Below are 15,861 nucleotides of genomic sequence, written 5' to 3'. Positions count from 1 at the left end.
CAGAAGTTTTCGAAGATTTCCTCAACAACTTCAACCACTTGTGCTTCCGATCTCTCGTTAGCGGGAGGCGAATTCTACAGCGTTACTCGCTGTTGTCAACACCTCTTTTTCTCCGCTTTCGACCGAGAAGATCGAACCGTTGAAAGCGCCAGATCAACCGGCATTTCCAACTCCTCCCAGGCTTCGATGAACTGAAGCAAGCCGCTGTCGAAAACCGCGTAACTCATTGAATCTCAAGGAGTTTTCCGTTTCGACTGCGCCGGAAGTGGGGCGAATTATAGACTTCTAGAATTTGCCGTCAACACTTAATTTCAGTTTTCTTTCAATAACTTACGATCAGGCTAAAAAACAGCCAAATAACCCCTCTATATAGAAGAAGTCACCCAGCCTTCTATATAGAAGGTCACCTCAGAGCACTCCATCCTCTTTCAACGCCGCCACCGCACCCGCGCCCAACCCCAGCACCCGCTGCAAAACCTCCAGCGTGTGCTCGCCCAATAAAGGAGGGGCACGTCGGTATTCAACCGGCGTCTGCGATAACCGGATAGGGCTGGCCACCTGAGGAACCATCCCGGCCAACGCATGTGGCAGCTCTATCGCCAGACCCCGGGCCTTCACCTGCGGATCTTCAAACACCTGCGACAGATCATTGATCGGCCCACACGGCACACCCGCCTGTTCAAGCTCGGCAACCCACTCAGCCGTCGTCTTGAAGACTGTGGCCTGCCGAATCAGTGGAATCAGCACCGCGCGGTTCGCCACCCGCAGCTTATTAGTAGCAAAGCGCGGATCATCGGCCCACTGCGGCTGCCCCGCCACTTCGGCGAACTTGCGGAACTGCCCGTCATTACCCACGGTGAGGATGAAGTCACCATCAGCGGTAGGAAAATCCTGATAAGGCACGATGTTCGGATGCGCATTCCCCAGACGCTTTGGCGCATTGCCTGTGGTCAGGTAATTCATCGCCTGGTTCGCCAGACACGCCACCTGCACGTCCAGCAATGCCATGTCGATATGCTGACCACCGCCATCGTGATCGCGATGGGCCAGCGCAGCCAGAATCGCCACCGTCGAATACAGGCCGGTGAGAATATCCGTCAACGCCACACCAACCTTCACCGGTCCGGCGCCTTCATCGCCTTCAGGCCGGCCCGTCAGACTCATCAAGCCGCCCAGCCCCTGAATCATGAAGTCATAACCCGCACGCTTGGCATACGGCCCGGTCTGGCCGAAGCCGGTGATCGAGCAATAGATCAGATCGGGATTGATCGCCTTCAGCGACGGGTAATCCAGACCGTAAGCGGCCAGACCACCGACCTTGAAGTTCTCGATAAGAATGTCCGACTTGGCCGCCAGCTCTCTCACAAGCTGCTGCCCCTCGGGCCGCGTAAAGTCGATAGTCACCGATTGCTTATTGCGGTTGGCCGACAAGTAATAAGCCGCTTCTGTCGTGTTCTCGCCATAAGCGTCCTTAAGGAAGGGCGGCCCCCAGGCGCGCGTGTCATCACCGTTGCCGGGGCGCTCGACCTTAATCACCTCGGCGCCAAGGTCGGCGAGGATCTGCCCGGCCCACGGCCCGGCCAACACTCGCGATAAATCCAGTACCCGCAGATGCGACAACGCGCCCATGGTCGCTCTCCTGTTAATAGAACGCCTGCAGACCGGTTTGCGCGCGCCCCAGGATCAGCGCGTGGACGTCATGAGTACCTTCATAGGTATTCACCACCTCCAGGTTGACCAGATGACGTGCCACGCCGAACTCATCGGAGATACCGTTGCCACCCAACATGTCGCGAGCCATCCGGGCGATGTCCAGGGACTTGCCGCACGAGTTGCGCTTCATGATCGAAGTGATTTCCACCGCAGCCGTGCCTTCGTCCTTCATGCGTCCCAGGCGCAGGCAGCCTTGCAGGGCCAAGGTTATTTCGGTCTGCATGTCGGCCAGTTTCTTCTGAATCAATTGAGTAGCTGCCAGCGGCCGGCCGAACTGGTGGCGATCAAGGGTGTACTGGCGAGCGGTGTGCCAGCAGAACTCGGCAGCGCCCAATGCCCCCCAGGAGATGCCGTAACGCGCCGAGTTGAGGCAGGTGAACGGACCTTTCAGACCACGCACGTCAGGGAAGATGTTCTCTTCCGGCACGAACACGTTGTCCATGACGATTTCACCGGTGATCGACGCACGCAGGCCGACCTTGCCATGAATCGCCGGAGCGCTCAGGCCTTTCCAGCCCTTCTCCAGCACGAAGCCACGAATGTCGCCGGCATCGTCCTTGGCCCAGACCACGAACACATCGGCGATCGGGCTGTTGGTGATCCACATCTTCGCGCCGGTCAGGCTGTAGCCGCCGTCGACCTTGCGCGCACGGGTGATCATCGCGCCCGGATCGGAACCGTGGTTCGGCTCGGTCAGGCCGAAGCAGCCGATCCACTCGCCGGACGCCAGTTTTGGCAGGTATTTCTGTTTCTGGGCTTCAGTGCCGAATTCGTTGATTGGCACCATCACCAGCGAGGACTGCACACTCATCATCGAGCGGTAGCCGGAATCGACACGCTCCACTTCGCGAGCGATCAGACCGTAGCTGACATAGTTGAGACCGCTGCCGCCGTATTGCTCCGGGATGGTTGCGCCGAGCAGACCGACTTCGCCCATCTCGCGGAAGATCGCAGGATCGGTTTTCTCATGACGGAACGCTTCAAGGACACGTGGCGCCAGGCTCTGTTGAGCGAACTGCGCGGCGGTGTCGCGGATCATGCGCTCTTCTTCGGTGAGCTGTTGATCCAGCAGCAGGGGATCGATCCAGTTGAAGCTAGCTTTACCGCCCATGAGTGTGTCCTCGCAAATCGGTGAATTAACGTGGCATTGATCCTAGGCCCGGTTCGTCATCCCGGCAAACGAGGATTTCGCATCCTGTTGTGCTAATTTCTCACTCCGAGACGGCGCCGGATGCCTTTTACGCGCCGCATTAGTGAGGTTAACGTACATGCGCAGGAAGATCCCCAGCACTACCGCCCTGATCAGCTTTGAGGCCGCCGCTCGTCACGAGAGCTTCACCAAGGCAGCAGAAGAACTTTCCCTCACCCAAGGTGCTATTTGCCGACAGATCGCCAGCCTTGAGGACTTCCTTAGCGTGGAACTGTTCCGACGTTCGCGGCGTGGCGTAAAGCTGACAGAAGCAGGACTGTCCTATAGCCGCCGTGTTGCCACGCAACTGGATGCCGTCGAGCGCGATACGCTGTCGGTGATGGGCCAGCAAGGCACCAACGTAATCGAGCTGGCGGTGGTGCCGACGTTCGGCACGCAATGGTTGCTACCCCGGCTGAAAGACTTCCAGCTCAAGCATCCGGAGGTGACCGTCAACCTGACCAACCGTACCCGGCCGTTCCTGTTCGCCGACACTGACTTTGACGCAGCGATCTACTTTGGCGACGCCGATTGGTCCGGTACCGAATCCCACAGACTGATGGGCGAAAATCCGATGCCGGTATGCAGTCCCGCTCTGCTGGGCAAAAACACGCATCTGACAGCTGACGAGATTGCCGATCTTCCACTCCTGCAACAAACCACCCGCCCCTACGCCTGGCGCCAGTGGTTCAACTCGCAACACTTGAATATTCCTCGCGACATGACAGGTCCGCGCTACGAGCTATTCTCCATGCTGGCTCAGGCCGCCATGCACGATATGGGGATCGCGCTGATTCCACCGTTCCTGATTCAGCGTGAATTAGCCGAGAAACGCCTGGTGATTGCCAACCCCAATGCGCTCTCAAGTATCAAGGCCTATTACCTGATGATTCCTGAGCGAAAGGTCGAATCGGCGTCACTCAAGGCATTTCGCGATTGGCTGGTCAACCAGGCAAATAGCTACAGCCTAGAAGGATAAAGGCTTACAGCGATTGCTAACCCGGTAGTCAGGAAAATCAAAGCCCTACAGATATAAGTATTTGTCGCAAAATCGCAGACTGTATCCGAAAGTCGTACAGACGTCCCACAAGCGCCTGAAGACGTGGCTTTGAGCCTCCATCCGCGACTCATTACGGCCTATTCACGCCGCCGATGAGAAATTTTTTCAAATTCAGCCAGAATCCTTACAAGGCACGGCCTGCAAGGGATTGCGCTAGCTATCTGCGACATTCGGTCACGGCATGACTTGTAGTTAATTTTCCGTCACCCGTCATAATCCCTTGAAGGGCATAAAGTTCGCCTGCAAAATGCCGCGCCCCGCCCTGATTTGGCGGGATCGTGCTGATCGGCCGCCCCAGTCGCACCATCCGCAGTGCCTGGGTTTACTCAATAAGATCACGCAGGAGATTTGACGTGCACATTGGTGTTCCTCTCGAAACCCAGACCGGTGAAACACGGGTTGCTGCAACCCCGGAAACCATTAAAAAGCTGATCAGCCAAGGTCATAAGGTCACTGTGCAAACCGGCGCCGGCGTTAAAGCCAGTGTTGTCGACAGTGCCTATGAAGCGGCGGGCGCGATCATTGGCAGTGCCAACGATGCGTTCGGTGCCGAGCTGATTCTCAAAGTGGTCGCCCCCAGCGACGCCGAACTGGCGCTGATCAAGCGCGGCGCGGTGCTGGTCGGAATGCTCAATCCGTTCAATAACGAAACCATCGCCAAAATGGCCGAATGCGGGATCACCGCGTTCGCCCTCGAAGCCGCGCCGCGTACCTCCCGCGCACAGAGCCTCGACGTGCTGTCGTCGCAGGCGAACATTGCCGGCTACAAGGCCGTGTTGCTGGCCGCGCACTACTATCCGCGCTTCATGCCGATGCTGATGACGGCTGCGGGCACCGTGAAAGCGGCGCGCGTGCTGATTCTCGGCGCAGGCGTGGCTGGATTGCAGGCCATTGCCACGGCGAAACGCCTGGGTGCGGTGATCGAAGCGTCTGACGTGCGTCCGGCGGTGAAGGAGCAGATCGAGTCCCTCGGCGCCAAGTTCGTCGACGTGCCTTACGAGACCGATGAAGAGCGCGAATGCGCCGTCGGTGTCGGCGGTTACGCGCGGCCAATGCCGGCGAGCTGGATGCAGCGTCAGGCGCAGGCCGTGCACGAGCGCGCCAAGCAGGCTGACATCGTCATCACTACCGCGCTGATTCCTGGCCGCAAGGCACCGACGCTGCTAAGCGCGGACACCGTGGCGCAGATGAAACCGGGCTCGGTGGTCATCGACCTCGCCGCTGCTCAGGGTGGCAACTGCCCGCTGACTGTGGCTGATCAAGTCGTGATCGAGAATGGCGTGACCATTTGCGGCCCGACCAATCTGGCTGGTGAAGTCGCTGCAGACGCCTCGGCACTGTACGCGCGCAACCTGCTGGACTTCCTCAAGCTGGTGTTCACCAAAGAAGGCCAGTTCGACGTCAACCTCGAAGACGACATCGTCGCCGCGTGCCTGATGTGCCGCGACGGCCAAGTCATCCGCAAAAACGCCTAAGCAGGGATTCAGACGATGGAAGAGCTTATCTCCCCCGGTATCTACAACCTGATCATCTTCGTGCTGGCGATTTATGTCGGTTACCACGTGGTCTGGAACGTTACACCTGCACTGCACACGCCATTGATGGCAGTGACCAACGCCATCTCGGCGATCGTGATCGTCGGCGCCATGCTCGCAGCCGCACTGACCGTCACGCCGCTGGGCAAAACCATGGGCACCCTCGCCGTGGCACTGGCGGCGGTCAACGTCTTCGGTGGCTTCCTGGTCACCCGCCGCATGCTTGAGATGTTCAAGAAGAAAGCCCCGAAAGTAAAAGAAGAGGCGCCGAAGTAATGAGCATGAATCTCGTCACGACGCTCTACCTGATCGCGTCGATCTGCTTTATCCAGGCCCTCAAAGGCCTGTCGCACCCGACCACCTCGCGACGCGGCAACCTGTTCGGCATGCTCGGCATGGCGTTGGCAATCCTGACCACCGTCGGCCTCATCTATAAGCTCGGGGCTGAGCTCGCCACGGCCGGTATCGGTTACGTCATCGTTGGCCTGCTGGTCGGCGGCACGGCCGGTTCGATCATGGCCAAGCGCGTTGAAATGACCAAGATGCCGGAACTGGTCGCGTTCATGCACAGCATGATCGGTCTGGCAGCAGTGTTCATCGCGATTGCTGCGGTGGTCGAGCCGCAATCGCTGGGTATCGTTAAACAACTGGGCGACTCGATTCCGGCAGGTAACCGTCTGGAGCTGTTCCTCGGCGCGGCGATCGGTGCGATCACCTTCTCAGGTTCGGTAATCGCGTTCGGCAAGCTGTCGGGCAAGTACAAGTTCCGTCTGTTCCAGGGCGCACCGGTACAGTTCGCCGGTCAGCACAAGCTGAACGCCGTACTGGGTCTGGCGACACTGGCACTCGGCCTGACTTTCATGTTCACCGGCAATCTCACCGCGTTCGCGCTGATGCTAGTTCTGGCGTTCGTGATGGGCGTGCTGATCATCATCCCGATCGGTGGTGCCGACATGCCGGTGGTGGTGTCGATGCTCAACAGCTATTCGGGCTGGGCAGCGGCAGGTATCGGCTTCTCGCTGAACAACTCGATGCTGATCATTGCCGGTTCCTTGGTGGGTTCGAGCGGTGCGATTCTCTCGTACATCATGTGCAAGGCGATGAACCGTTCCTTCTTTAATGTGCTGCTCGGCGGTTTCGGCAACACGGCCGATGCGGGCCCGGCCGGTGCGAAAGAAGCACGTCCGGTGAAGTCCGGTTCGGCCGACGACGCGACCTTCCTGCTGACCAACGCCGACACCGTGATCATCGTCCCGGGTTATGGCTTGGCGGTGGCCCGTGCGCAGCATGCATTGAAAGAGCTGACCGAGAAGCTGACCCACCGTGGCGTGACCGTGAAATACGCGATCCACCCGGTGGCCGGTCGTATGCCGGGACACATGAACGTGTTGCTGGCCGAGGCCGAAGTACCTTACGACCAGGTGTTCGAGATGGAAGACATCAACTCCGAGTTCGGCCAGGCCGACGTGGTGTTGGTACTCGGCGCCAACGACGTGGTCAACCCGGCCGCCAAGAACGATCCGAAATCGCCGATTGCCGGCATGCCGATTCTCGAAGCGTTCAAGGCCAAGACCATCATCGTCAACAAACGCTCGATGGCCAGCGGCTATGCCGGTCTGGACAACGAACTGTTCTACCTGGACAAGACCATGATGGTGTTCGGCGACGCGAAAAAAGTCATCGAAGACATGGTCAAAGCGGTCGAGTAATCCATCGCTGCTGTACCGGACGCCCCGACTTGTCGGGGCGTTTTTGTTTGCGCAAAGCGTTGGACAATTTGCCGCGTTGTTGCAGATCCGGTAACGGTGTTTTACTTGAAACCCGCTAAATAGACGCCTCGTTTGCGACCTTGGTAGCGGGACAGGCGCCCGCGAAATTCACTAGACTGCGCATCCTGCTACTCGCTTCCCGAGAAAATAATCCATGTACCGTGACCGTATTCGCCTGCCTTCGTTGTTGGATAAAGTGATGAGCGCCGCCGACGCCGCCGCTCTGATTGAAGACGGCATGACCGTCGGCATGAGCGGTTTCACCCGCGCCGGCGAAGCCAAGGCCGTCCCTCACGCACTGGCCGAGCGAGCCAAGGTCACGCCGCTGAAGATCAGCCTGATGACCGGCGCCAGCCTGGGCAACGACCTCGACAAGCAACTGACCGAGGCCGGCGTTTTGTCGCGCCGCATGCCGTTCCAGGTCGACAGCACCCTGCGCAAGGCAATCAACGCCGGCGAAGTCATGTTCATCGACCAGCACTTGTCGGAAACCGTCGAACAATTGCGCAACCAGCAATTGAAGCTGCCGGACATCGCAGTGATCGAAGCCGTGGCCATCACCGAACAGGGCCACATCGTGCCAACCACCTCGGTGGGCAACTCGGCAAGCTTCGCGATCTTCGCCAAGCAGGTGATCGTCGAGATCAACCTGGCGCACAACGCCAACCTCGAAGGCCTGCATGACATCTATATCCCGACCTACCGCCCGACGCGCACACCGATCCCGCTGGTAAAAGTCGACGACCGCATCGGCAGTACCGCGATCCCGATTCCGCCGGAGAAGATTGTCGCCATCGTCATTACCCAGCAAGCGGATTCGCCGTCCACGGTATCGACCCCGGACGCCGACACCAATGCCATCGCCGAGCACCTGATCACATTCTTCAAGCAAGAAGTCGATGCCGGACGCATGACCAACAAGCTCGGTCCGTTGCAGGCCGGAATCGGCAACATTGCCAACGCGGTGATGTGCGGCCTGATCGATTCGCCGTTCGAAGACCTGACCATGTACTCCGAAGTGTTGCAGGATTCGACCTTCGACCTGATCGATGCCGGCAAGCTGAGCTTTGCTTCAGGCAGCTCGATCACCCTGTCGGAGCGGCGCAACAGCGACGTGTTCGGCAATCTGGAGAAGTACAAGGACAAACTGGTCCTGCGTCCGCAGGAGATCTCCAATCATCCGGAAGTGGTGCGCCGCCTGGGCATCATCGGCATCAACACGGCGCTTGAGTTCGACATCTACGGTAACGTCAACTCCACCCATGTCTGCGGTACGCGGATGATGAACGGCATTGGTGGTTCCGGCGACTTCGCGCGCAACGCGCACCTGGCGGTGTTCGTGACCAAGTCGATCGCCAAGGGCGGCGCGATTTCCAGCGTGGTGCCGATGGTCAGCCATGTCGACCACACCGAGCATGACGTCGACATCCTCGTGACCGAAGTCGGACTGGCCGACCTGCGTGGCCTGGCGCCGCGTGAAAGGGCACGGGTGATCATCGACAACTGCGTACACCCGGATTATCGCCAGGCGCTGAATGACTACTTCACCGCCGCCTGCGCCATCGGTGGCCATACCCCGCATATCCTGCGCGAAGCGTTGAGCTGGCACATGAACCTGGAAGAAACCGGGCGCATGCTGGCGGTGTAATTCGCACAGTCAACCGCTGATGCAAACACAGTTTGCGTCAGCGGTTTTTTCTACGCGCCTCATCTGGCAAAAACTGTACTGCTGTACCGGTGTTTTCCTACAGCTTTTACCTACGCCAACCTTCGAATTGAGCAAAAATGCACTATTTAAGTGCGGACAGGTACAGTTTGCTCAATTTTGACCCGTACACCCCCTATAAACAGTTAACTGGTCACTCACAATACAGTTGAACTGTATCTAGAGAGACTTGGCAAACGAGAGGATCATGGGCACCAGTTAAACCACTACCTGATCCCGCCACAAGCGGAAGGATGTCAACCATGGAACGTACACTCAGTTCCGAACTGTTCTTCGAAGACAAAGCTGCAAAATCCCAGGCTTCCCTGCCTCTGCGCGTTATCGCCAACCTGATGTTGTGGCAGCGCCGCATCTCCAGCCGCCATCAACTGGCTCGTCTGGATTCGCGTCTGCTGGCTGACGCCGGTATCAGCGAAGCACAACGCTACGAAGAGCTGAGCAAGCCGTTCTGGCGCTAAGTAGCGTCGCTGGCTCTGGTCGCAAGACCCACCGCCAGCACCCGAATTGAACAAACAAAACCCGTTGCGGGAAACCGCAACGGGTTTTGTCGTTTCAGGGCTTGAAAAACATCCGTACAGCGGCGCAGTGGATTAACAGGTACAGTTTTCTAAAAGCCAATTCTGAACCAGTACAATTTCACATCAGTGTATCTGCTACTCGCGCTGTATTCGGCGGAGCATGTCCTTAACCCTCCCCGGCTTAAGGAATGCGCCATGAAAGACTTACAGGATGTTTCAGCAACTCCGGTCCAAGCACTTGTTCGCCCACACCCACTGCGCCGGCTGCTAAGTGGCTTGTGGCAAGCACTGGAGCGCGCCAGGACACGGCGTCTGCTGGCTCAGGTTGAGCAACGTGATCTCGCGGACCTGGGCCTCAGTCACGCCGATCGGCTCAACGAACTGGAGAAACCTTTCTGGCGCTAGCATTCTGCCCACTGTTTTAACCCCACGCGCAGGCCTAATATCCATGGCAGAACGTGGCGAATCTTCTGTTACCCACGTCTGACTCATCAGACACAAGCCACCTCTCAATACGGTTTACCTTCAGGAGATACACCATGTCCCGTCTTCGCCTGCTCAGCGCTGCCGCCTTGCTGGCCGTGGCTGCCAACGCCAGCGCAACCAGCTTCATCGTGACCACCGACGCCGTGGTTGGCGCGCTGAAATCCTCTTCGGACGCCACCTCCGACGTCAGCTCTTCGCTGCGCGACAACAAAGTCGTGATCGCTGCCCGTGACGATGCGGCCAGCTTCGTTGCCAGCCAAGGCCAGATCCGCGGCGTGAAACTGGAAAGTGCCCTGGACCTCATCCGTCATCAGGCACCGCAACTGAACGCCACCGACGATCAACTGGCGCGGGCCATTCTGGCGATCTGATCCGCATGGCCAGCAGGGACACGCCAGCCGTGTCCCGATGTTTCGCCGCTGGCTCTGGCCCGGGCATTGCGCTAGCCTTGAGACTCGCTAACCGTTATCGAGTCCCATGCGTTTTCTGACCAACCTGCTTATTCCTTCGGCCTTGATCAGCGCCTGCTGGGCGACGTCGGTCGATGCCTTCGATGTTTCCACCCAGAACACCGTAGTGACGGTATGGGCTACCGGAATGGTGTCTTCTGCGCCATTCGACCGTAAACTGTTGCTCGCCGCTCACGATGACGCGGCGGCGTTTGTTGCCAGTGACGGTGAATTGCGAGGCGCGCAGCTCGAATCCGCCCTGCATTACCTGCGCAAATCCCGACCAAAACTTCATGTCAGCGACCTTGAACTGGCACAGGCAATTCTCGTCCAATAGTTATCCCAGTCCCTAGTTATCATTCCCCCTTCGGAGTCGTTCCATGCGTAGCCCGCTGATTGCTGCCGCCCTTGGCCTGTTTTTGTTGGCCGACGTGGCCCAGGCGCACACCCTGGTAGCCACCAGTAACATCATCGTTCGTGCCTCCCAGCGCACCATTGATTTCACGTCCGATACCACCACGTCGATTCGCGATTCGAAAATCATCCGCGAAGCCCACGATGACGCGGCCAGTTTCGTTGCCACCAACGGCGAGATCCGTGGCGCGCACCTCGAAGCTGCGCTCAACACTCTGCGCACTCGTGTGCCGGAAGCGCGCGACGCCAGTGATCAGGTACTCGCCGAAGCCATCCTCGCACTGTGAAGTCACTCGCCGCCTGGCTACTGGCCGGGGCGATGTTGCTGCTTGGCAACAGCGCCCACGCGGGCCTGCAACTGCGGCTCAAGACCGACGGTCTGAGCCCTGCCCAGCAACAGGCCAGTCAGGCGCTGATCGATGAAGCCCTGCAGAAGCTGCCGCCCAGCTTCATCGAGCGGCTGGACCGGCGCATTGATGTCGGCTGGACCGACGACATGCCCGGCAATGCCTATGGCCAGGCCACGCTGGTGGCGGAACTCGATCTGAACCGCAAACTGCTCGCCGGTCTCACCGACGGCAGTGCGGCCAAAGAGAAAACCAATCGCCCCCACGGCACTGTGCGTCAGGAACTGCTCGCCACGGTGCTGCACGAAATCACCCACATCTATGACCGCGCCCGCCTGTGGCCCAGCGCCGAACGTACGCTGATCCAGCGCTGCACCCGGCGTTTCAACAGCGCCGGGCTGATCGGCATTCCCGATGAGTGTCGTGGCCAGAACGGCCGCCGCTTCACCCTCAGCGATGATCCGCGCCTGCTCGACCTCGCCGGATGGCAGCAGTACGTCGGTCGCCGTGGGGAACGTGAACAACACAATCGGCAGATTGCCCGCAGCCCGGACCTGTACGAGATCTCCAGCCCGAAGGAATTCGTCGCGGTCAACATGGAGTATTTCCTCCTCGACCCGAGTTACGCCTGTCGGCGTCCGGCGCTGTACCGCTATTACCAGCAACACTTCGGCTGGGCGCCGCCGACCAAGGACACCTGCAGCAAGACCTTCGCCTTCCTGAACGCCGGTAACGACTTCGCCAAGCAACCCTTGGGACAGGTCGATCCGGAGCGGGTCTACGCCGTCGACTATCTGTTGGCCGAAGCCAATCAGAACTGGGTCAGTCGCTGGGGCCACAGTATGTTACGCCTGGTGATCTGCGCACCGGGTCGGCCGCGCGGACCGGACTGCCGACTCGATCTGGACCAGCATCTGGTGCTGTCCTATCGCGCCTTCGTCGGCGACGTGCAACTGTCGAGTTGGGACGGACTGGTCGGCAAGTATCCGTCACGCCTGTTCGTGTTGCCGCTGGCCCAGGTCATCGACGAATACACCAAGACCGAACTGCGCAGCCTTGCCTCCGTGCCGCTGAACCTGTCGCGCGCTGAAATCGAAGGGGTGGTCGAGCACGCCGCCGAGATGCACTGGAGCTACGACGGCAACTACTTCTTCCTCTCCAACAACTGCGCGGTGGAAGGCCTGAAACTGTTGCGCAGCGGCAGCGACAACGCGCAACTCGTCGGTCTGGACAGCATCATGCCCAACGGTTTGCTGGAAGTGCTCAAGGGCCGTGGCCTGGCCGATACCAGCGTGCTGGATGATCCGAAAGAGGCGCTGCGCCTGGGCTATCGCTTCGACTCGTTCCGCGACCGCTACCAGGCGATGTTCGATGTGTTGAAGAAGCAGTTGCCGATCAAACAGAACACCGTTGAAGAGTGGCTGTCGTTATCGGCCGAAGAGCGCCGGCCGTGGTTTGAGCGCGCAGACCTGCGCACCAGTGCTGCCCTGCTGCTGTTGGAGCAGGCCAGTTACCGCCGTCAGTTGTTGCTGGCGCAGGATGAGGTCAAGCAGCGCTACCTGGGTGCCCGCGAGCTGGAAAACGGCGGCATGGACAAGGCCAATGCGACCTTGCAGGAGATTCTCGCCAACAGCGGCTTCCTCAGCCGCCCGGCGGAATTGCTCGACAGCCGCGGTTACGGCTTGCCACAGCCGACCGAGTTCAGCCGCCTGGAAGCGGAAAGCAGTCAGCGGCAGAAAAAACTGCTGGCGCTGTCCGGCGATCTGGACGCGGAAGTGCGCAAGTTGCTGGAACCCAAGCGCGCGGCCGAAATTGCAGCCAGTGAAACCAATGTGAAACAGATCGGTGAACATCTGCGCAAATTGCACAAGGCTTCCGGCGGACTGGAACTGCCCTGATACACGAAAAGCAACAATCCGTGTGGCGAGGGGCTTGTTCCCTCGCCACACGTGTTCTCCTTACATCAATACAAAACCCCATCCAGAATTTCGTAAATGATCCCGGTGCCCACCGCAATCAGCACGATGTCGCCCCCGGCCCGGCGCCATTCATAGCCTGGGTACACCGGCAAGCGGCTCAGCGCCCGACCGTCCAGCCGTTCGCCGTAATAGCCGCGCGGCAACGGCCGGCCGCGTTCCAGATGGATGCCCGGCGGTGGCGGTGCACCGCGCACGAAGTAGCCGTGGTTGTCGCGGATGGTCTGCCGTACCGGTCCGAAATCGCGCGGCGGGCCGCCACGGTGGTCGTTCTGCGGACCACGGTGATCGTCACCGCGGTTCTCGTAATGGCCCGGTTGCGGGCCGCCGTGGTCATGATCATCACGTGGATCGGCGCTGGCCAGCAGCGGTGTCGCGCTGATCATCAGTGCGCCCAGTCCGGCAATCAGACGTTTCGGCATTTTCATCGGGTTTTTCCTCACTGCACCAACAGCAAAAAGGGATTCAGAACGTGGTTCTGAATCCCTCGGTCTTGCTCATTTAGGCTGTGTAGCGAGGCGCTAATTCCTCTGTATCAGGAACTTTACCTTCAGCTGACGCGGGCCTTACGCACCCCTTCAGACAATGCCGAGCACAAGCTCAGCACGCCGTCGACGGCTTGATCCGGCGTGGTTGCATTGGCGATGTGGTCGATCAATGCCGAGCCCACCACCACACCGTCCGCCAAGCGTGCGATGGACGCCGCTTGCTCCGGCGTGCGGATGCCGAAGCCGATGCTGATCGGCAGGTCGGTGTGCCGACGCAGACGCGTCACCGCCTCTTCGACGTGTTCCAGCGTCGCCGCACCGGCACCGGTCACCCCGGCCACCGACACGTAGTAAACGAAACCGGAACTGCCGTTGAGCACCTTCGGCAGACGCGCATCGTCAGTGGTCGGTGTAGTCAGGCGGATGAAGTCCAGACCGGCAGCCTGCGCCGGGTCGCACAGTTCGGCGTTGTGCTCTGGCGGCATGTCGACCACGATCAGACCATCGACGCCCGCCTCTTTGGCATCCGCGATGAAGCGCTCAACACCGTACATGTGGATCGGGTTGAAGTAGCCCATCAACACCAGCGGAGTGTCACTGTTGCCTTCGCGGAACTCGCGGACCATTTGCAGGGTTTTCGCCAGATTCTGCTTGGCGCCCAACGCACGAATGTTCGCCAGTTGAATCGCCGGGCCGTCGGCCATCGGGTCGGTGAACGGCATGCCCAGTTCGATCACGTCGGCGCCAGCGCCCGGCAGGCCTTTGAGGATCGCCAGCGACGTGGCGTAGTCCGGGTCACCGGCGGTGACGAAGGTCACCAGCGCAGCGCGGTTCTGTTCTTTGAGGTCGGCAAAGCGGGTTTGCAGGCGGCTCATCAGTGTTTCTCCTGCTTCGACTGTTCCATATGGTGCATGACGGTCTGCATGTCTTTGTCGCCACGGCCGGACAGGTTGACCACCATCAGGTGATCCTTCGGCAGTTTCGGTGCGCGTTTGAACACTTCAGCCAACGCATGAGCGCTTTCCAGTGCAGGAATGATCCCTTCCAGACGGCAACATTTGTGAAACGCTTCAAGGGCTTCGTCGTCGGTCACCGAGGTGTACTGGACGCGGCCGATGTCATGCAACCAGGCGTGCTCAGGGCCGATGCCCGGATAGTCCAGACCGGCGGAAATCGAGTGGGCGTCGATGATCTGGCCATCGTCGTCCTGCAGCAGGAAGGTGCGGTTGCCGTGCAACACACCCGGCACGCCGCCGTTGAGGCTGGCCGCGTGCTTGCCGGTTTCGATGCCGTAACCGGCCGCTTCAACGCCGATGATCTCGACGCTCTTGTCATCGAGGAACGGGTGGAACAGGCCCATGGCGTTGGAGCCACCGCCGATGCACGCCACCAGGCTGTCCGGCAGGCGACCTTCCTGAGCTTGCAACTGGTCGCGGGTTTCCTTGCCGATCACGGCCTGGAAGTCGCGCACCATCGCCGGGTACGGGTGTGGGCCGGCCACGGTGCCGATCAGGTAGAAAGTGCTGTCGACGTTGGTCACCCAGTCACGCAGCGCTTCGTTCATCGCGTCTTTCAGGGTGCCGGTACCGGCCACCACCGGGATCACTTCGGCGCCCAGCAGCTTCATGCGGAACACGTTGGCCTGCTGACGTTCGATGTCAGTGGTGCCCATGTAGATCACGCAGTCCAGACCGAAGCGCGCAGCCACGGTGGCCGTCGCCACGCCGTGCATGCCGGCGCCGGTTTCGGCGATGATGCGTTTCTTGCCCATGCGCCGTGCCAGCAGGATCTGGCCGATGCAGTTGTTGATCTTGTGCGCGCCGGTGTGGTTCAGCTCTTCGCGCTTGAGGTAGATCTTGGCGCCGCCGCAGAATTCGGTCAGGCGCTCGGCGAAGTACAGCGGGCTCGGACGCCCGACGTAGTCACGCTGGAAGTAGGCCAATTCTTCTTTGAACGCCGGATCTTCCTTGGCCGTTTCGTATTCGCGGGCCAGATCGAGGATCAACGGCATCAGGGTTTCAGCCACGTAGCGGCCACCGAACGCACCGAACAGGCCGTTATCGTCGGGGCCGCTGCGCAGATTGGAAGTGTTCGAAGTCTGGGTCATGAGTTGCTCCAGGTGAATTCGGGTCAGAAGACAATGACGACCACTCTACCCCTGACCTTACAGCCTGAAAACCGATAAGATTGC

16 protein-coding genes are annotated in these 15,861 nt (G+C 59.7%); 11 read left to right on the top strand and 5 right to left on the bottom strand.

The window, feature by feature from the left end; genetic code table 11:
• Window positions 1-408: 408 nt before the first annotated feature.
• Window positions 409-1,629, bottom strand: a complete 1,221-nt coding sequence (locus HV782_RS01630) for a CaiB/BaiF CoA transferase family protein (protein ID WP_123470297.1) — start codon at window positions 1,627-1,629, stop codon at window positions 409-411.
• 13 nt (window positions 1,630-1,642) lie between these two features.
• Window positions 1,643-2,824 carry an acyl-CoA dehydrogenase gene (locus HV782_RS01625; RefSeq protein WP_123470295.1) on the bottom strand — a complete coding sequence of 394 codons (1,182 nt, stop codon included), beginning with the start codon at window positions 2,822-2,824 and terminating at the stop codon, window positions 1,643-1,645.
• A gap of 157 nt (window positions 2,825-2,981) precedes the next feature.
• Here HV782_RS01625 and HV782_RS01620 point away from each other — a divergent pair, with 157 nt between their 5' ends.
• The 11 genes from HV782_RS01620 to HV782_RS01570 all read left to right on the top strand — a co-directional run bounded on the left by HV782_RS01620 (window position 2,982) and on the right by HV782_RS01570 (window position 13,104).
• A complete protein-coding gene (locus HV782_RS01620) occupies window positions 2,982-3,881 on the top strand; it encodes a LysR family transcriptional regulator (RefSeq protein ID WP_123470293.1) in 900 nt (299 codons plus the stop codon).
• Window positions 3,882-4,315: 434 nt separating this feature from the next.
• On the top strand, window positions 4,316-5,437 hold the full coding sequence (locus HV782_RS01615) for a Re/Si-specific NAD(P)(+) transhydrogenase subunit alpha (RefSeq protein ID WP_123470291.1): 1,122 nt from the start codon (window positions 4,316-4,318) through the stop codon (window positions 5,435-5,437).
• A 15-nt stretch (window positions 5,438-5,452) separates the two neighbouring features.
• Complete coding sequence (locus tag HV782_RS01610) at window positions 5,453-5,773, top strand: NAD(P) transhydrogenase subunit alpha part 2 (protein ID WP_003187417.1); 321 nt, start codon at window positions 5,453-5,455, stop codon at window positions 5,771-5,773.
• Window positions 5,773-7,206 (top strand): NAD(P)(+) transhydrogenase (Re/Si-specific) subunit beta, encoded by a 1,434-nt coding sequence (locus tag HV782_RS01605; protein ID WP_123470289.1) that lies wholly within the window; start codon window positions 5,773-5,775, stop codon window positions 7,204-7,206. The genes HV782_RS01610 and HV782_RS01605 overlap by 1 nt, the downstream gene beginning before the upstream one ends.
• A gap of 214 nt (window positions 7,207-7,420) precedes the next feature.
• Window positions 7,421-8,914, top strand: a complete 1,494-nt coding sequence (scpC, locus tag HV782_RS01600; protein ID WP_123470288.1) for a succinyl-CoA:acetate CoA-transferase ScpC — start codon at window positions 7,421-7,423, stop codon at window positions 8,912-8,914.
• A 320-nt stretch (window positions 8,915-9,234) separates the two neighbouring features.
• Window positions 9,235-9,450 carry a DUF1127 domain-containing protein gene (locus HV782_RS01595; RefSeq protein WP_041074721.1) on the top strand — a complete coding sequence of 72 codons (216 nt, stop codon included), beginning with the start codon at window positions 9,235-9,237 and terminating at the stop codon, window positions 9,448-9,450.
• Between the two features lie 255 nt (window positions 9,451-9,705).
• Window positions 9,706-9,915: a DUF1127 domain-containing protein gene (locus HV782_RS01590; protein ID WP_128615287.1), complete on the top strand. Its 210-nt coding sequence runs from the start codon at window positions 9,706-9,708 to the stop codon at window positions 9,913-9,915.
• Between the two features lie 134 nt (window positions 9,916-10,049).
• Window positions 10,050-10,367, top strand: coding sequence for a DUF2388 domain-containing protein (locus HV782_RS01585; protein WP_123470284.1), 318 nt, complete (start codon window positions 10,050-10,052; stop codon window positions 10,365-10,367).
• Window positions 10,368-10,473: 106 nt separating this feature from the next.
• Window positions 10,474-10,782 (top strand): DUF2388 domain-containing protein, encoded by a 309-nt coding sequence (locus HV782_RS01580; protein WP_123470282.1) that lies wholly within the window; start codon window positions 10,474-10,476, stop codon window positions 10,780-10,782.
• Between the two features lie 43 nt (window positions 10,783-10,825).
• Entirely contained in the window at window positions 10,826-11,146 is a 321-nt protein-coding gene (locus tag HV782_RS01575) for a DUF2388 domain-containing protein (RefSeq protein WP_123470280.1), read from the top strand.
• The gene (locus HV782_RS01570) at window positions 11,143-13,104 is read left to right on the top strand and encodes a DUF7844 domain-containing protein (protein ID WP_186747056.1); all 1,962 of its coding nucleotides are present in this window, start codon (window positions 11,143-11,145) and stop codon (window positions 13,102-13,104) included. The genes HV782_RS01575 and HV782_RS01570 overlap by 4 nt, the downstream gene beginning before the upstream one ends.
• Before the next feature lie 65 nt (window positions 13,105-13,169).
• Here the strand turns inward: HV782_RS01570 and HV782_RS01565 are convergent, their stop codons facing one another.
• From HV782_RS01565 to trpB, 3 genes are all read right to left on the bottom strand, one after another.
• Window positions 13,170-13,610 carry an anti-virulence regulator CigR family protein gene (locus HV782_RS01565; protein WP_186747054.1) on the bottom strand — a complete coding sequence of 147 codons (441 nt, stop codon included), beginning with the start codon at window positions 13,608-13,610 and terminating at the stop codon, window positions 13,170-13,172.
• A gap of 122 nt (window positions 13,611-13,732) precedes the next feature.
• Entirely contained in the window at window positions 13,733-14,545 is an 813-nt protein-coding gene (gene trpA, locus HV782_RS01560; RefSeq protein WP_186747051.1) for a tryptophan synthase subunit alpha, read from the bottom strand.
• A complete protein-coding gene (trpB, locus tag HV782_RS01555; protein ID WP_123470272.1) occupies window positions 14,545-15,777 on the bottom strand; it encodes a tryptophan synthase subunit beta in 1,233 nt (410 codons plus the stop codon). Before trpB ends, trpA begins: the two co-directional genes overlap by 1 nt.
• Window positions 15,778-15,861 lie beyond the last annotated feature (84 nt).

Origin of the sequence: Pseudomonas monsensis (genome assembly GCF_014268495.2) — a bacterium.
Taxonomy (GTDB): domain Bacteria; phylum Pseudomonadota; class Gammaproteobacteria; order Pseudomonadales; family Pseudomonadaceae; genus Aquipseudomonas; species Aquipseudomonas monsensis.
This window is presented reverse-complemented; position numbering and strand designations above follow the sequence as displayed.

Excerpts from the sequence above, each read along its gene's own strand:
- HV782_RS01630 (WP_123470297.1), bottom strand. The coding sequence starts at position 1,629 with ATGGGCGCGTTGTCGCATCTGCGGGTACTGGATTTATCGCGAGTGTTG.
- HV782_RS01625 (WP_123470295.1), bottom strand. The coding sequence starts at position 2,824 with ATGGGCGGTAAAGCTAGCTTCAACTGGATCGATCCCCTGCTGCTGGAT.
- HV782_RS01580 (WP_123470282.1), top strand. The coding sequence starts at position 10,474 with ATGCGTTTTCTGACCAACCTGCTTATTCCTTCGGCCTTGATCAGCGCC.
- scpC (WP_123470288.1), top strand. The coding sequence starts at position 7,421 with ATGTACCGTGACCGTATTCGCCTGCCTTCGTTGTTGGATAAAGTGATG.
- HV782_RS01575 (WP_123470280.1), top strand. The coding sequence starts at position 10,826 with ATGCGTAGCCCGCTGATTGCTGCCGCCCTTGGCCTGTTTTTGTTGGCC.
- HV782_RS01620 (WP_123470293.1), top strand. The coding sequence starts at position 2,982 with ATGCGCAGGAAGATCCCCAGCACTACCGCCCTGATCAGCTTTGAGGCC.
- HV782_RS01595 (WP_041074721.1), top strand. The coding sequence starts at position 9,235 with ATGGAACGTACACTCAGTTCCGAACTGTTCTTCGAAGACAAAGCTGCA.
- trpA (WP_186747051.1), bottom strand. The coding sequence starts at position 14,545 with ATGAGCCGCCTGCAAACCCGCTTTGCCGACCTCAAAGAACAGAACCGC.
- HV782_RS01605 (WP_123470289.1), top strand. The coding sequence starts at position 5,773 with ATGAGCATGAATCTCGTCACGACGCTCTACCTGATCGCGTCGATCTGC.
- trpB (WP_123470272.1), bottom strand. The coding sequence starts at position 15,777 with ATGACCCAGACTTCGAACACTTCCAATCTGCGCAGCGGCCCCGACGAT.
- HV782_RS01610 (WP_003187417.1), top strand. The coding sequence starts at position 5,453 with ATGGAAGAGCTTATCTCCCCCGGTATCTACAACCTGATCATCTTCGTG.
- HV782_RS01590 (WP_128615287.1), top strand. The coding sequence starts at position 9,706 with ATGAAAGACTTACAGGATGTTTCAGCAACTCCGGTCCAAGCACTTGTT.
- HV782_RS01585 (WP_123470284.1), top strand. The coding sequence starts at position 10,050 with ATGTCCCGTCTTCGCCTGCTCAGCGCTGCCGCCTTGCTGGCCGTGGCT.
- HV782_RS01565 (WP_186747054.1), bottom strand. The coding sequence starts at position 13,610 with ATGAAAATGCCGAAACGTCTGATTGCCGGACTGGGCGCACTGATGATC.